Origin of the sequence: Embleya sp. NPDC050154 (assembly GCF_044460165.1) — a bacterium.
In the GTDB taxonomy this organism is placed as follows: domain Bacteria; phylum Actinomycetota; class Actinomycetes; order Streptomycetales; family Streptomycetaceae; genus Embleya.
The window spans coordinates 574,300-588,112 of the sequence record NZ_JBITJP010000003.1 but is presented as its reverse complement, the minus strand read 5'-3'; the positions used below and the strand labels follow the sequence as shown (position 1 = coordinate 588,112).

Annotated in this window: 12 protein-coding genes; 5 read left to right on the top strand and 7 right to left on the bottom strand. The window is 71.9% G+C overall.

The genetic code is table 11. The features are described 5' to 3' along the window. Positions 1-108 precede the first annotated feature (108 nt). The 3 genes from ACIBSV_RS09205 to ACIBSV_RS09195 all read left to right on the top strand — a co-directional run bounded on the left by ACIBSV_RS09205 (position 109) and on the right by ACIBSV_RS09195 (position 3,202). A complete protein-coding gene (locus tag ACIBSV_RS09205; protein ID WP_395860834.1) occupies positions 109-981 on the top strand; it encodes a branched-chain amino acid ABC transporter permease in 873 nt (290 codons plus the stop codon). A gap of 2 nt (positions 982-983) precedes the next feature. Continuing rightward, positions 984-2,129 carry a zinc-binding dehydrogenase gene (locus tag ACIBSV_RS09200; protein ID WP_395860832.1) on the top strand — a complete coding sequence of 382 codons (1,146 nt, stop codon included), beginning with the start codon at positions 984-986 and terminating at the stop codon, positions 2,127-2,129. Between the two features lie 68 nt (positions 2,130-2,197). Next, the gene (locus ACIBSV_RS09195) at positions 2,198-3,202 is read left to right on the top strand and encodes an aldo/keto reductase (protein WP_395860830.1); all 1,005 of its coding nucleotides are present in this window, start codon (positions 2,198-2,200) and stop codon (positions 3,200-3,202) included. 257 nt (positions 3,203-3,459) lie between these two features. Here ACIBSV_RS09195 and ACIBSV_RS09190 read toward each other — a convergent pair whose 3' ends face one another. Next, positions 3,460-4,446: an aldo/keto reductase gene (locus ACIBSV_RS09190; RefSeq protein WP_395860829.1), complete on the bottom strand. Its 987-nt coding sequence runs from the start codon at positions 4,444-4,446 to the stop codon at positions 3,460-3,462. A 103-nt stretch (positions 4,447-4,549) separates the two neighbouring features. On the opposite strand from ACIBSV_RS09190, the gene ACIBSV_RS09185 reads away from it, so the two are divergent. Then, complete coding sequence (locus tag ACIBSV_RS09185; RefSeq protein WP_395860827.1) at positions 4,550-5,551, top strand: methyltransferase; 1,002 nt, start codon at positions 4,550-4,552, stop codon at positions 5,549-5,551. Then, the gene (locus tag ACIBSV_RS09180; protein ID WP_395860825.1) at positions 5,548-6,285 is read left to right on the top strand and encodes an SDR family NAD(P)-dependent oxidoreductase; all 738 of its coding nucleotides are present in this window, start codon (positions 5,548-5,550) and stop codon (positions 6,283-6,285) included. Before ACIBSV_RS09185 ends, ACIBSV_RS09180 begins: the two co-directional genes overlap by 4 nt. A gap of 140 nt (positions 6,286-6,425) precedes the next feature. Here the strand turns inward: ACIBSV_RS09180 and ACIBSV_RS09175 are convergent, their stop codons facing one another. From ACIBSV_RS09175 to ACIBSV_RS09150, 6 genes are all read right to left on the bottom strand, one after another. Then, on the bottom strand, positions 6,426-7,115 hold the full coding sequence (locus ACIBSV_RS09175; protein WP_395860823.1) for a GntR family transcriptional regulator: 690 nt from the start codon (positions 7,113-7,115) through the stop codon (positions 6,426-6,428). A 104-nt stretch (positions 7,116-7,219) separates the two neighbouring features. Then, on the bottom strand, positions 7,220-7,963 hold the full coding sequence (locus tag ACIBSV_RS09170) for an alpha/beta fold hydrolase (protein WP_395860821.1): 744 nt from the start codon (positions 7,961-7,963) through the stop codon (positions 7,220-7,222). A 60-nt stretch (positions 7,964-8,023) separates the two neighbouring features. Further along, on the bottom strand, positions 8,024-9,136 hold the full coding sequence (gene hpaD / locus ACIBSV_RS09165; RefSeq protein WP_395860819.1) for a 3,4-dihydroxyphenylacetate 2,3-dioxygenase: 1,113 nt from the start codon (positions 9,134-9,136) through the stop codon (positions 8,024-8,026). Positions 9,137-9,299: 163 nt separating this feature from the next. Beyond that, positions 9,300-10,820, bottom strand: coding sequence for a 5-carboxymethyl-2-hydroxymuconate semialdehyde dehydrogenase (hpaE, locus tag ACIBSV_RS09160; protein WP_395860818.1), 1,521 nt, complete (start codon positions 10,818-10,820; stop codon positions 9,300-9,302). Further along, entirely contained in the window at positions 10,817-11,758 is a 942-nt protein-coding gene (dapA, locus tag ACIBSV_RS09155; RefSeq protein WP_395860816.1) for a 4-hydroxy-tetrahydrodipicolinate synthase, read from the bottom strand. Before dapA ends, hpaE begins: the two co-directional genes overlap by 4 nt. Further along, positions 11,755-13,389 (bottom strand): fumarylacetoacetate hydrolase family protein, encoded by a 1,635-nt coding sequence (locus ACIBSV_RS09150; protein WP_395860814.1) that lies wholly within the window; start codon positions 13,387-13,389, stop codon positions 11,755-11,757. The genes dapA and ACIBSV_RS09150 overlap by 4 nt, the downstream gene beginning before the upstream one ends. Between the last annotated feature and the right edge of the window lie 424 nt (positions 13,390-13,813).

Here is a 13,813-nt window from a genome sequence, read left to right as displayed (position 1 = left end):
CGCGCGCGGTGGTCCGATCCCGGTGCGACCGATCGACCTCGCCGTGACCGCCGCCGACCGCGCACGCGCGGTCGGCGCGGCCGGCGCCTCGGAGCAGGAGGTGCTCGAATGCTGAACTCTGTGATCGCGGGCCTGAGCAGCGGCGGGGGCTACGCGCTGCTGGGACTGTGCGTGGTGCTGACCTATCGCCTGGTCGCCGTGGTGAACTTCGCGATGGCGGCGATCGGCGCGATGGGCGCCTTCACCATGGTCTCGCTGACCGACGACGGACTGAACGTATGGCTCGCGCTGCCGCTCGGGGTCGCGGTCGGCGCGACCTTGTCCGGCATCCTGGGCGCGGTGCTGATCCGCTGGTTCGGGGAGCACAACGAACGCACCAAGGCGGCCGTGACGGTGGCCGTCTACGTCGCGGTGATGGCCGTGGGGCTGCGGCTGTTCGGTGCCACCTCCACCGGCGCGCGCCGCTTCCCGGCGCCCTTCGACGGGGCGCTGTTCCGGATCGGTGACGTGGTGGTCTCGCAGGCCGTGCTGGTCTCGATCGCCTTCGCGGTGGCGATCACCGTCGGAGTCGAACTGCTGCTGCGCAGGACCCTGGTGGGGCTGCGCCTGCAGGCACTGTCGGAACGGCCGGGCACCGCACAGGTGGTCGGCATCTCCGCACCGCGGCTGGCCACCGCGGTGTGGGTGGCCATCGGCGCGCTCACGGCGCTGGTGATCATCCTGGTCGCGCCGCGCCTGGGCGGCGACTTCTCCACGCTGGGCAAGCTGATCGTCACCGCGCTCGCCGTCGCCATGGTCGGCGGGTTCCGCAACCTGCCGCTGACCCTGGCGGGCGGCCTGCTGCTCGGCTGCCTCGAGGGCATGTCCGCCGCGATGAGCGCGGTGCGCGAGTACCGAGGCGTGATCCCGTTCCTGGTGATCCTGGTGCTGCTGTGGTGGCGCAGCCGGCACGAAGTCTGGGACACCGCGCACAGTCGATGACAATGAACCGGAGTTCGCAGATGATCATGGGAACCCGCTCCGCCCCGGACGGCTCCACCCGCGCCGCGGTGCTGCGCGCGCACGACGAACCGCTCACCCTGGAGGACATCGCACTGCCCGAACGCTGCGAGCCGGGCGCGGTGTTGGTCCGGATCGGCTGCGCCACGCTGTGTGCGACCGACGTGCACCTGTGGCGCGGCGCCATGAGTTTTCCCGGCATGTTGCCGATGGTGCTCGGCCACGAGATGACCGGCGTGGTCGAAGTGGTCGGCGTGGGCGCCACCGACGCGCTCGGGCGCACGCTGCGGGTCGGCGATCGCATCGGCTGGTCCGAGTCGACCTGCGGCACGTGCCACGCCTGCACGGTGTTGCGCCGGCCGGTGGGTTGCGTCGATCGGGGCTACGGCTTCCGGCAACGATCGGACCGATGGCCGTACGCCACGGCCGGGTTGGCCGAGTTCGCCTACGTCGGGCCGCGTGCGGAGAAGGTGCTCGTACCCGACGACGTGCCCGACACCTGGGCCGCGTGCGCGGGGTGCGCGGTCAAGACCGTGCTGCACGCGTTCGACCGGGCGGGTGGGGTACGGCCCGGCGCCGAGGTCGTGGTGCAGGGCGCCGGAGCGCTGGGCATCGTGGCCGGCGCGATGGCCAAGGCGAGCGGCGCGCGCACGGTGATCACGATCGGCGGGCCCGAGAACCGGCTGGAACTGGCCCGGGAATTCGGCGCGGACGTGACGATCGGCCTGGACGGCGACGCCGGGGGCCGACGAGAGGAGGTACTGGCCGCCACCCGCGGGCGCGGCGCGGATCTGATCCTGGACCTGGCCGGTGCGCCCGGTGTGGGTGCGGAGGCGGTCGAACTCGCGGCGTTCGGTGCCACGTTCGTGATCGTGGGCAGTACCGGTCCCACCCCGGAGCGGTTGCCGCTGGGGACCGTCATGGGCAAGGAACTCGATGTGGTCGGCTCGCTCAACGGCGACGTGGGCGACTACCACCGGGCCGTCGAGTTCCTGCGCGACTTCCGCGACCGATTCGACTGGGACCGGCTGTTCGCGGCGCCGGTCGGGCTGTCCGGCGCGAGTGCGGCGCTGGCGGCGATGGGTCGGCAGGAGCAGGTCAAGGCCGTGGTGCATCCGTGGCTGCCGTAAGCGTTGTTCGTCGTTCTTCGAGCGCCGGTTCCGTCCGCACGCAGTAGTCGTTCCCGAGAGGACCTTCGATGGGTGACATCGACAGCATGACCGTTCCGCGCCGCCGGCTGGGGGTCGAGGGCCCGTACGTGTCCGCGCTTTCCCTGGGGTCGTGGCACACCTACGACCGGATGGACTTCCACGACGCGGTCGACATGGTCTCGCACGCCGTCGAGTTGGGGATCAACCTCTTCGACGTCGCGGTGTATGGGATCCCCGGGCAGAAGCAGGTGTTCACCGACGTGCTGTTCTCGGCGATCGTGCGGGCGGCGGGACTGGCTCGGGAGGAGTACCTGCTGTCCACCAAGGTGTGGCTGGAGGGCTATCCGGCGCGGCCGTTGCGCGAGCAGGTGGAACGGGCGATGTTCCGGGCCGGGACCGAGTACGCCGATCTGGCGATCCTGGGCGATATCCGCGATATCCGCGACGACGCGCAAGGCGCTGGGGACGGTGCCGCCGTGGATTTGGAGCAACTCGCCGGTGAGTTGGCCGAGTTGGAGGAGAGCGGGCTGATCGGGCACTGGGGTGTGAACAACTGGTCGGCGCAGGCGATCACCACGATTCGGCGGCACGCGGTGGAGGCGGGTTCGGCCGGTCCGCAGGTCGCGCAACTGAAGTACAGCCCCTGCAGGCGGGCGATCGCGGACGGCGCGCCGTTCGCCGAATTGTTCTCGGCCGGTCTGTCGATGCAGGCGTCCGATGTGTTGGAGGGCGGCATCCTGGCCGGCAAGGTCGCGCCGACGCGGGAGATCGGACGGGATCCGGGGGGCGTACGGGAGCGGATCATCGCGTCCGCGCCCGGGATCGCGGCGGTGGCGGCGGAACTGGACGCGAGCGCCGCGCAGGTGTGCGTTGCGTTTGCGTTGTCGCATCCGGCCACGGCGAGTGTGTTGTTCGGGGCCACGCGACGGGAGCAACTGGTGGACAACGTCGGGGGGTTGCGGTTGTTGGATCGGGTCGGGGCCAGTGCGTTGCGGGCTCGGCTGGTGCCGTTTTTTGCGGACGGGGGTGTGGTGGACCCTTCGGGTCCTTGAGGGTTTTGGTGGCTTGGGGTGGCCTCAAGCGCCGGCCGGGCTGAGAGGTGGCCTCAAGCGCCGGCCGGGCTGATTTGCTGAGAGCTGGCCTCGGGCGTCGGCCGGGCTGGAAGGTGGCCTCAAGCGCCGGCCGGGCTGGTTTGTTGAGGGGTGGCCTCGGGCGCCGGCCCGGCTGAGGGGTGGGCTCGGGGGCCGGCCGGGTTGAGAGGTGGGTTGGGGGTTGGCCGGGCCGGCGGGGTTGTCGGTTGGTTGGGTTGTCAGCGTTCCGTGCCCGTCGGGTTCATTGTGTCGGCGTCGACCCAGGTGGCGGAGAGGGCGGTGCGGAGGTCTTCGGGGTGGCGGGTGAGGAGGTTCAGGGCTTTGAGGTTGTCTTGCCATTGGGATATGCGGCTGGCGCCGAACAGGACCGTGGCGACTGCGGGGTTGGTGAGGCAGAAGGCGATGGCCAGTTGCGCGGGTGTGGCGTCGAATTCGGCGGCCACGCGGGCGATCAGCGGGTACGTGTCGCGGATGCGATCGCGGATGCCGCCGGGGTCGGCGCCGATCTTGCGGTGCGGCCGGAGGTTGCCCGCCAGGATGCCGCCTTCCAGCACGTCGGACGCCTGCATGGCCAGTCCGTCGGCGAACAGTTCGGCGAACGGCTCGCCCTCGGGCACCGCGCGACGCGCCAGGCTGTACTTGAGCTGCGCGAACGTCGGTGGCGTCAGCCCCTCCTCGGCGGCGAACCGCCGGGCCCGCCACACATCCGCGGCCGACCAGTTGTTGACGCCCCACGAGGTGAACCGGCCGGCCGCGATCTGCTCGGCGACGTCGCGGACCACGGCTCGTACGTCCAACTCGCCGAAGAAGTCGCCGACCACGACCAGGTCGGCCCGGTCGGTGCCGATCCGGTCCAGCGAGACCGTCAGTTGCTCGGCGAATCCCTTCCTCGGGTACTCCCACAACCACAGCTTGCCGCACAGCAGAAAGTCCTCCCGGGCCACGCCCGCGTCGCGCATCGCCTGCCCGAAGATCAGGTCGGTGCGCGCGTTCTCCGCGTGCGGACCCATGTCGTAGTGCGCGACGTCGAACAGCTCCACGCCGTGCGCCAATGCGTCGCGGATCAGCGCGACGGCGTCCGAACGGCTCATCCGGTCCCAGGTGTTCCACGAGCCCAGGCCGAGCACGGGCACCTCCGGACCGTGTGCGCCGAGTCGACGACGGGGCACCGGGCTCGGGCTGCCGGCGGCGGGGGAGAGCACCACGGATCCTCCAAGGGAGCGGAGACGGACACGATCGCCACTGTTGATGGCATCGGTAATCATATAGCATTCCAGATACCAACTTCCTGTCCCGCGAGGAGATCCGATGTCAGTTCCCTCGGACGCCCAGGCCGAGGTCGGCCCCGATCGCATCATCGAAATCGCGATCGCGTACATGGCCGCCAAGCAGCTATTCGCGGCCAACGAGGCCGGCCTGTTCGAGGCCCTCGCCGACGGGCCCGCGCCGCTCGACGAGCTCGCGACCCGGACCGGACTTCCCGAGCGCACCACGCTGATCCTGGCCGACGCGATGGTCGGCCTCGGGCTGCTGGAGCGCGGCGAGGCGGGATACACCGGCTCGCCCGCGGCCCGGCGCTACCTCGGGGGATCGACATCGGACGTGGATCTGCGCCCGTTCCTGACCTTCCTGGACACCGTCAGTTACCCGCACTGGCTCGGCTTCGCCGAGACCACCCGCACCGCGCGGCCCGCCCCGCTGGATCTGGGCGGCGATCGGCTCGGCGTCTTCCTCGGCGGGGTGATGACGTACAACGCGTTGCATGCCCGCATGCTGGTGGGCGCCTACGACTTCGGCGCGCACCGGCGGGTCCTGGATCTGGGCGGGTTGTCCGGGTCGTTCCTGGCCGAGGCGCTGCGTGCGAACCCCGAGCTGAGCGCGACCTTCATGTCCGCCGGCGACCTGGTCGGGCACGCGGAGAACACTCTCGCGGCGGCCGGGGTCGAAGACCGGGTCGAAGTGGTCACCGGCGACCCGCTGACGGACGACGTGCCCACCGGCTTCGACCTGGTGCTCCTCGAACACGTCGTGCACCGCTTCGACGCCGAGCAGAACCGGCGGATCGTGGCCGCGGCGCGCAAGGCCGCGGCTCCCGGGGCCCGGCTGTTGTTGCTGGACTTCTTCCTGGAGCCGAACGGGACGCCGCGGCTGATCGACACCCTGCACGCGGGGGAGTACCTGGTCATCGACGGCACCACGGTGTACCCGCGCGGCGAGGTCGAGGAATGGCTCACGGACGCCGGTTGGCGGCCGGTGGACATACTCGAACTCCCGGGCAGTCCGCGGGTGATCGTGGCGGAGGCCCGATGAGCACCGGACGCGTCGTGGTGGTCACCGGCGGGGCGAGCGGCATCGGCGCGGCCGTCGCGCGCGCCTTCGCCGAGGGCGGCGACCGGGTCGTGATCGCCGATCTCGACGTCGACGCGGCCGAGAAGACAGCCCGGGAGATCGGCGGCGTTCCGATCCCGATGGACATCACCGACCCCGCGTCGGTGGCCGCGGCCCTGGACCGGGTCCTCGCCGAGGTCGGCCCGCTCGCGGTCCTGGTCAACAACGCGGGACTGGTCGCGGGCGGCGGACTGCTCGTCGACCTGCCGATCGAGGTCTTCGACACCGTGGTGGCGGTCAACCTGCGCGGCACCTTCACCGTCACCGCGGCCGCGGCCCGGCTGATGATCGCCGCGGAGGCAGGCGGCGCCATCGTCAACATCAGCTCGATCGGCGCCCGGCAGCCCACCGCGGGACTGGGCCACTACGAGGCCACCAAGGCCGCGGTGGACGCGATCACGCGTACCGGTGCGATCGAACTGGCCCCGCACCGCATCCGGGTCAACGGGATCGCGCCCGGTCCGGTGCACACCCCGATGACCGCCGGCCTGATGTCCGACCCGCAGGCCCGACAGGCGTGGGAGGCGCGGATCCCGCTGGGCCGCATCGCGGTCCCCGAGGACGTCGCGCCGCTCGCGGTGTTCCTGGCCTCGCCGGCGGCCGAACATATCACCGGCACGATCGTGCCGGTGGACGGCGGTCAACTCCTGGTCTGAGCGGCGCCCCTCGAACCCGGCGCCCCCTGAACCCGGCGCCACCCGAACCCGGCACCGCAGGGACGCCGGCGCCGCACGAGCGGTACCACGCGACGAAGGGCGGGCTCCCGGAGCCCGCCCTTCGTCGCGTCGCCGAGCCGCTACGGGGTCCCGGTCTTGGCCTGGTGCAGCGCCGCCGCCGTGGCGATCTTGTGGGCGCACGCGGCCTGTTCGATCACCTGTGGGTCGGCGCCGGCGTCGATCAGGTCGAGCAGATGCTCGTGCTCGCGCACCGATGTACGGGCCCGGCCGGGCACGTAGGTGAAGGTCGACCGCCGCATGTGGTCCAGCCGCGCCCACTCCGACTCGAGCAGCGCGTTCAGGTGCCTGTCGGGGCAATGCGCGTAGAGCGAGAAATGAAATCTCCGGTTGAGCGCGGTGAACGCGGTGGGATCGAAGTCCGCCAGCGCCTCGACCATGCGGTCGTTGATCGCGCGGGCCTCGGCGATGTCGGCGGCGCTCATCAGCGGCGCCGAGATCGCGGTCGCGTAACCCTCCAGGCGGGCCAGCACGTTCAGCGAGTGCTCGACCTGCGAACGGTCGAAGACCGCCACCCGGGCCCCGACGTTGCGCACGATCTCCACCAGGCCGTCGGACTGGAGCCGGCGCACCGCCTCGCGCAGCGGGATGGTGCTGACCCCCGCCTCACGGGCGAGCTGGTCGAACACCAGCCGATACCCGGGCCCGTAGGTGCCGTCGAGGATGCGGCCGCGCAGCAGCTCGTAACACATCTCCGATTTCGACGCCTTGGCGGCCTTGCTCGCGGCGGTGGTTGCCTTTGCGGGACTCAACTACGGTCTCCTCAGTCTGGACCGGACACGGTGGCGGGCCGGGACGAGGTGTCCCGGCCCGGCGTCTCCGGCGTGGTCCGGTGGGGGCGGTACGCCGCGGTGGGTCAGCGGTCGAGGACCCGCACAACCAGTTCGCGGAAGAACGGGTTGACCAGAACGCCGTGGTGGTCGCCGGCCATGGCGACCATTCGGGATCCCGGGACCAGGGCGACCAGTTCCTTGGTGCCGTGGACCATCGTGTCGTCGACGCCGACCAGGAACCACGGCGGTGTACCGCCGGCCCACCGCTCGGGTGTGAACGGAGTCCTGCGCAGACCCTCGACACAGGTCACCAACCCGTCCGCGCGCGCACCCTCGGCGCGGATCAGGCTCGCGATCATGCCGGTGAGCGGATCGGCGGGCGGGGCCGCCTCGTCGCGCACCGCCCGGCGCAGCTCCGTGACGTCCACGTCGGCGAACGGCTCGGTCGGGCTCAATCCGCCGAACACGACCCGGCCGATCCGCTTGGGAGCCAGCGCGGCCAGCTCCCAGACCAGTCGGGCGCCGAGCGAGTGTGCGACGACGTCGAACCGGTCCGCGCCGTACGCGTCGACCACGGCCAGCAGGTCCTGAGCCGAGGCGACCGCGTCCACTTCCTCGGCGCTCGTCGGTGCGGGGCTGGCGCCGTGGCCGCGCAGGTCCGGCGCGATCATGGTGCGGCCGGCGTCGAGCAGGGCCTGGACGATGCCCGTCTCCAGCCACGTGCGGCGCGTACTGGAGCAGAACCCGTGTACGAGCAGCACCGGAGGCTGCTCGGTGCGCTCCGTGCTCGGATAGGTGGTGACGGCGAGGGGCTGCCGCAGGCGCATCCTACTTCTCCACTCGGCTATTTCGGATACGATTTCAGATCGTACACCAGGGGCGAATACTCACAGCTGCGACCCGATCCGGAATCCGTCGCCGGTCGCGTCCCGCGCGAACGAGAAACCGTCGGCGCCGACGGTCACTTCCGCCTCGCGGTCCTCCCGCCGGGCGAGCACCGGCTGCGGCCGGCCGGCCAGGTCCAGGACGGGGGAGGCCTCCGCGTACCAGGACGGCACCACCGGGTTGCCCCACCAGTCCCGCCGCTGGTTGTCCCGGACGTCCCAGGACAACACCGGGTGGTCAGGGTCCCCCGTGTAGTAGTCGGTCGTGTAGATCTCCACCCGATGCAGATCGGGATCGCGCACGTAGACGTAGAAGGCGTTGGACACCCCGTGCCGCCCGGGACCGCGCTCGATGTGCGTGGACCGGCGCCGCGCGCCGAGCAGATCGCACACGTGCAACACCTGAGCGCGCTCGTGCGTGCCGAACGCGATGTGGTGCAGCCGCGGCCCGTCGCCACCGGTCAGCGCGATGTCGTGCACCGTGTCCTTGCGGTGCAGCCACGAGGCGTACAACGTCTCGTCCTCGCCCCGGATGTCCTCGGTCACCCGAAAACCCAGGTCGCGGTAGCAGCGCTCGGCCCGGGCCACATCCGGCACCACGATGTTGAAGTGGTCCAGCCGCGCGATCGCGCCCGCGCCGTGCAGGTCGTAGCGCTGATGCAGGCGCGGCACGTGCTCGGCCTCGTAGAAGAACTCCAGGGGGAACCCCAACGGGTCCAGCACCCGTACGGCGGGCCCGATCCCGCGGGTCGCCCCGGGCGCGCGGCGCTCGACCGGCACCCCCAGCGCCCGGTAGTAGCGCTCGGCGACGTCGACCTCCCGCGGCGCGCGCACCCGATAGGCCAATGCGGCCAGCGCGCCGGCGGCCCCGCGCCGCAGCACCAGTGAATGGTGCAGAAACTCCTCGAAGGCGCGCAGGTACACCGCGTCCTCGTCCTCGTGGGTGACCACCAGGCCCAGCAGGTCGACGTAGAACTCGCGGGACGCGGCCAGGTCGGTGACCACCAACTCGGCGTAGGCGGCGCGAACGATGTCCGGACAGCGCGGGGTCGCCGGGTCGGGGGCAGGCACGCCGGGGCGGGCGGTGGGTGCGGGTGGAACGGCGGGAGTTGGCATCGGACTCTCCTCCTGTTCGAGGCGCCGGACCCGGCCGGCGCGATCGGCCCCGGTCACCCGGGCCCGATCCGGAAACTAGCGCTCCGCCCCCGGCCGGGGCCATGGTCGAGCGCGGACGGGGATCCGGCGGGCACGGACCGGACACCCGGCCGGCGTCCCGGGTTCACGCGGCGCCGAAACGGGCGGTGTGCAGCGGTGCCATGGCCACGTGGACGGCCTGCTGTGACGTGTAGAAGTCGATCGAGCGGTAGCCGCCCTCGTGACCGAGCCCCGAGGCCTTGATCCCGCCGAACGGTGTGCGCAGATCGCGGACGTTGTGCGAGTTGATCCACACCATGCCGGACTCGACGCTCTGCGCCACCCGGTGCGCCCGGCGGATGTCGTTGGTCCACACGTAGCCGGCCAGTCCGTAGCGGACCGCGTTGGCCAACTCGATCGCCTCCGCCTCGTCCGCGAAGGGGGTCAGCGCCACCACCGGTCCGAAGATCTCCTCCTGGAAGATCCGCGCGTCCGGCGGCACGTCGCAAAAGACGGTCGGCGCGAGGTAGTTCCCGGTCGGCAGGTGCGCGGGCCGGGCGCCGCCCGCGACCAGCCGCGCCTCGCGCCGGCCGATCTCCACGTACGCCAACACCCGTTCGTAGTGCTCGGGGTGCACCAGCGCGCCCACCTCGGTGGCCGGATCCTGCGGCGGCCCGACCACGATCCGCTCGGCTCGCGCGGCGAACCGCTCGACGAACTCGGCGTACACCCCCTGCTCGACCAGGATCCGCGAACCGGCGGTGCAGCGTTCGCCGTTGAGTGAGAACACCCCGAAGAGCGCGGCGTCGATCGCGTCGTCCAGGTCGGCGTCGGCGAACACGATCACCGGTGACTTGCCGCCGAGTTCCATCGACAGCCCCTTGAGGTGCCGGGCGGCGGAGCGGAAGATGCTCTGCCCGGTGGTGGTCTCGCCGGTGAACGAGATCAGCGGCACGTGCGGATGTTCGACCAGGGCCGCGCCCGCCTGCTCGCCGAATCCGCCGACCAGGTTGAACACGCCCTGCGGCAGGCCCGCCTCGGTGAGGATGTCCGCCCACAACGAAGCCGACAGCGGGGTGAACTCGGCCGGCTTGAGCACCACCGTGCAGCCGGCCGCCAGGGCCGGCGCCAGCTTCCACGACTCGAGCATGAACGGCGTGTTCCACGGCGTGATCAGCCCGGCGACCCCGATCGGGCGGCGATTGACGTAGTTGAGCTGGCGGCCCGGCACCTGGTAGGCCTCGTCGGTCTGACCGACGATCAGGTCCGCGAAGAAGCGGAAGTTCTCCGCGGCGCGCTGCGCCTGACCCAGCGCCTGGGTGATCGGCAGACCGGTGTCGAAGGTCTCCAACTCGGCCAGCCGGGCGTCCCGACGCTCCACCTCGTCGGCGATGCGACGGAGCACCCTGGCCCGCTCCTTGGCCTGCGTCCCGGGCCACGGACCCGAGGTGAAGGCGCGCCGGGCGGCCCGCACCGCGGCGTCCACGTCGGCCGCCTTGCCCGCCGCCGCGGTGGCGTAGGGCAGGTTGGAGGCGGGGGCGCAGACCTCGAAGGTGGCGCCGTCCAGCGAGTCCACGTGTCGGCCGTCGATGAAATGACGCAACCGTGTGGGCAGCGCGGCGGGTACCCCGGAGTGCTCGACGGGAGTCGTCGTCGTGGAACTCATAGTGCTTCTTCTCCAAGGGCGGGGTCGGTCAGCAGGTGGAGCCGGCTCTGTGCGAGGGCGGTCACGTCCGCCCGGCCCCGCTCGGACAGCGGCAGCAGCGGCGGACGCACGAAGTCGGAGCCGATCAGGCCGCGTCGGTGCATCAGCCACTTGGCCGGCGCCGGGTTGGTCTCCACGAACAGCAAGTCCACCAGGGGATGGAGGGCGTAGTGCAACTCGCGGGCTCGGCCCAGGTCGCCCTCCTGGTAGGCCTCGTACATCCGCGCGACCGCGGCCGGTGCGATGTTGGCCAGCGCGGAGACGAAGCCCGCGCCGCCCAGGACCAGTACCGGCAGGCACAACAGTTCGATGCCGGACCAGACCAGCAGTTCGGGACCGGCGGCCTCGATCACCCGGGAGAAGTGCTCGAAGTCCCTGGTGGTCTCCTTGACGCCGACGATGTTCTCGTGCGCCCGGAAGAGCCGGGCCACGGTCTGGGGAGCTATCTCCACGGCGGTGCGACCGGGCACGTTGTAGATCACCACGGGCAGGTCCGGGTACTCCCGGGCGACCGTGGAATACCAGGCGAACAGCGCCTCCTGGGTGGGGCGCGCGTAGTACGGGGTGATGATCAGCACCGCGTCGGCGCCGGACTCCCGGGCTATCCCGGTCAGTTCCAGGGTCTCGTCCAGCTTGGTCGATCCGGTGCCCGGCAGGAACGGCACCCGGTCGTCGATCTCGGCGGCGACCGCCCGGATCGCCTCGGCGCGCTCGGCGAGGGTCTGTGCGGACGGCTCGCCGGTGGAGCCGCCGAGCGAGATGCCGTGCGAACCGGCCGCGATCTGCCAGCGGACCAGGCGGCGCAGCGCGGCGGTGTCGACCGCGCCCTCAGGGGTGAAGGGGGTGACCAGCGGGGCGATCGAGCCGCGGATCAGGGACGGATCGGCGCGGTACTTCATCGGTGCTCCTCGCGGGTGGTGGTCGGGATGGTGCTTTCGCGGGCGGCGTCGGCGGGGGTGGTGATGCCTGCCGAGGTGACCGCAGGGCCGGCGGTGGAAATGTCGGCAGGGGGGTCGGCGGCCCACGCGCGGTAGGCGGGCTCCCAGTCCGGCCCGAGCGGGTACAGGCCGGCCAACTCCGCGCCGGCGGCCACCTGTTCGGTGATGAAGCGTTCGCGGGACTCCTGCTCCTCGGCGGCCGCGAGGACATCGGCGAGCAGTGTGGGCGGGATCACCACGGCGCCGTCGTCGTCGGCCACCACGATGTCGCCGACCTGTACGGTAGCGCCGCCGCACGCGATGGTGACGTCGGTGTCCCAGGGCACGTGCCGGCGGCCGAGTACGGCGGGATGCGCGGCGGCGGCCAGTACCGGCAGGCCCAGGGCGGCCACGGCGGCGCTGTCCCGGACGGCGCCGTCGGTGACGATGCCCGCCGCACCGAGGGTGCGGGCGCGCAGCGCGAGGATGTCGCCCAGGGTGCCGGCGCCGGCCACGCCGCGGGCCTCCATCACCAGGACCTGGCCCGGTTCCAGCGAGTCGACGGCGCGTTTTTGCGTGTTGAAGCCGCCCCCGTGCTCGGCGAACAGGTCCTTGCGGAACGGGACATAGCGCAGTGTGCGGGCGGTGCCGACCAGGCGGGTCCCCGGGGTGAGGGCGCGGACGCCGTCGATCGAGACGGTGTCGAAGCCGCGGGCGCGCAGTTGCACGCTCAGTGTGGCCACGGCGACTCGGGTGAGCCGGGCCCGCAGGTCGTCGGTGAGGACGGGGGGTGTGTCGGCGCCGGCGGGTTCCGCGGGCGGGGCCGGCGCGGGCGGCCCGGCGGGCTTCGGGGGGCGGCGCGGCTCGGTGGACGCGGGCCGGGTGCCGGTGGCGTCGGCCCGGGTGGCCGGGTCGACCCGGGGCGGTGCACCCCACGCCGCGAGTTCCGGGCCGGCGACCACGTCGGTGCGCAGCCTGCCGGTGCTGCGGTCGGGGTCGCGGAGGCTGTCCACCTCGACCTCGACGCGTTGCCCGATCCCGGCCACCGACGCGCCGGCCGGGGTGCCGGTGAGGATCACGTCGCCGACCTCCAGGGTGAGCAGCCGGGACAGGTCCGCGACCAACTCGGCGAAGCCGAAGAGCAGCGTCGAGCTCTCGTCCTCTTGGACCAACTCCCCGTCCAGCCAGGTGCGTACGCGCAGCGCGTCGGGTCGCAACTGGGCCGCGGGCAGCAGGGTCGGCCCCAGCGGGGTGAAGCCGTCGCCGCCCTTGGCCCGGACGTTGGAACCGCCGTCCGCGTAGCGCAGGTCGTACAGGCCCAGGTCGTTCGCGGCGGTCACCCAGCCGACGTGCGCCCATCCGTCGGCGGGCGCGACGCGGTGCGCGGTGCGGCCGATGATCAGCGCGATCTCGCCTTCGAAGCCCAGCAGTTCGACGCCGGCCGGCTGCTCGACGGGGCCGGATCCGGTGAGCGAGCTGCTCGGTTTGAGGAAATACGAGGCATGGTCGGGGACGCGGCCACGCTGACGCGCGCGGGAGCGATAGTTGAGGTGTACGGCCAGCACCTTGCCGGGCCGCCGCCCGGTCGATGCGGTCACCGCGTCGTGCGTCACTCGCCACCCCTTTGCGCCTGGATCAGCGATGCCATCTCGAAACATATATGATTCCGGATAGAATAATAGAGGTGATCTCGGTTGCACTGTCAACCACTGTGGCGGGAACGCTTGTTCGCCCGATCGGCGCGGGAGGAATCGGCGCGACGGTCGGGGAGCGCGCAAGGCGTGCGGTGCGAGCCCGGGCGGCGGTGTGCCGGCCGAAGCGGAAGTCCGGTTGAACCGGGCGAAGCGGCGTGGCGGGCCGGCTGAAGCGGCGGGCGTCGCCGGTCACCCGTGACCGCGGCGAGGGCGTGCACGTTCGCATCGCGCGGAGGGCCACGCCGGGGTACCGGGCGGGACGGGCCGGACTCGCGCGGATCGGGCGCCTTCGACGGGCGCTCTCCGGCGCCCGGTTGCCACACCCGGGCAACGGGGCGAGACG

Bases quoted from the DNA above. Each gene is read 5' to 3' on its own strand.
- ACIBSV_RS09205 (WP_395860834.1), top strand. From the start codon at position 109: ATGCTGAACTCTGTGATCGCGGGCCTGAGCAGCGGCGGGGGCTACGCG.
- ACIBSV_RS09200 (WP_395860832.1), top strand. From the start codon at position 984: ATGAACCGGAGTTCGCAGATGATCATGGGAACCCGCTCCGCCCCGGAC.
- ACIBSV_RS09195 (WP_395860830.1), top strand. From the start codon at position 2,198: ATGGGTGACATCGACAGCATGACCGTTCCGCGCCGCCGGCTGGGGGTC.
- ACIBSV_RS09185 (WP_395860827.1), top strand. From the start codon at position 4,550: ATGTCAGTTCCCTCGGACGCCCAGGCCGAGGTCGGCCCCGATCGCATC.
- ACIBSV_RS09180 (WP_395860825.1), top strand. From the start codon at position 5,548: ATGAGCACCGGACGCGTCGTGGTGGTCACCGGCGGGGCGAGCGGCATC.
- ACIBSV_RS09170 (WP_395860821.1), bottom strand. From the start codon at position 7,963: ATGCGCCTGCGGCAGCCCCTCGCCGTCACCACCTATCCGAGCACGGAG.
- hpaD (WP_395860819.1), bottom strand. From the start codon at position 9,136: ATGCCAACTCCCGCCGTTCCACCCGCACCCACCGCCCGCCCCGGCGTG.
- hpaE (WP_395860818.1), bottom strand. From the start codon at position 10,820: ATGAGTTCCACGACGACGACTCCCGTCGAGCACTCCGGGGTACCCGCC.
- dapA (WP_395860816.1), bottom strand. From the start codon at position 11,758: ATGAAGTACCGCGCCGATCCGTCCCTGATCCGCGGCTCGATCGCCCCG.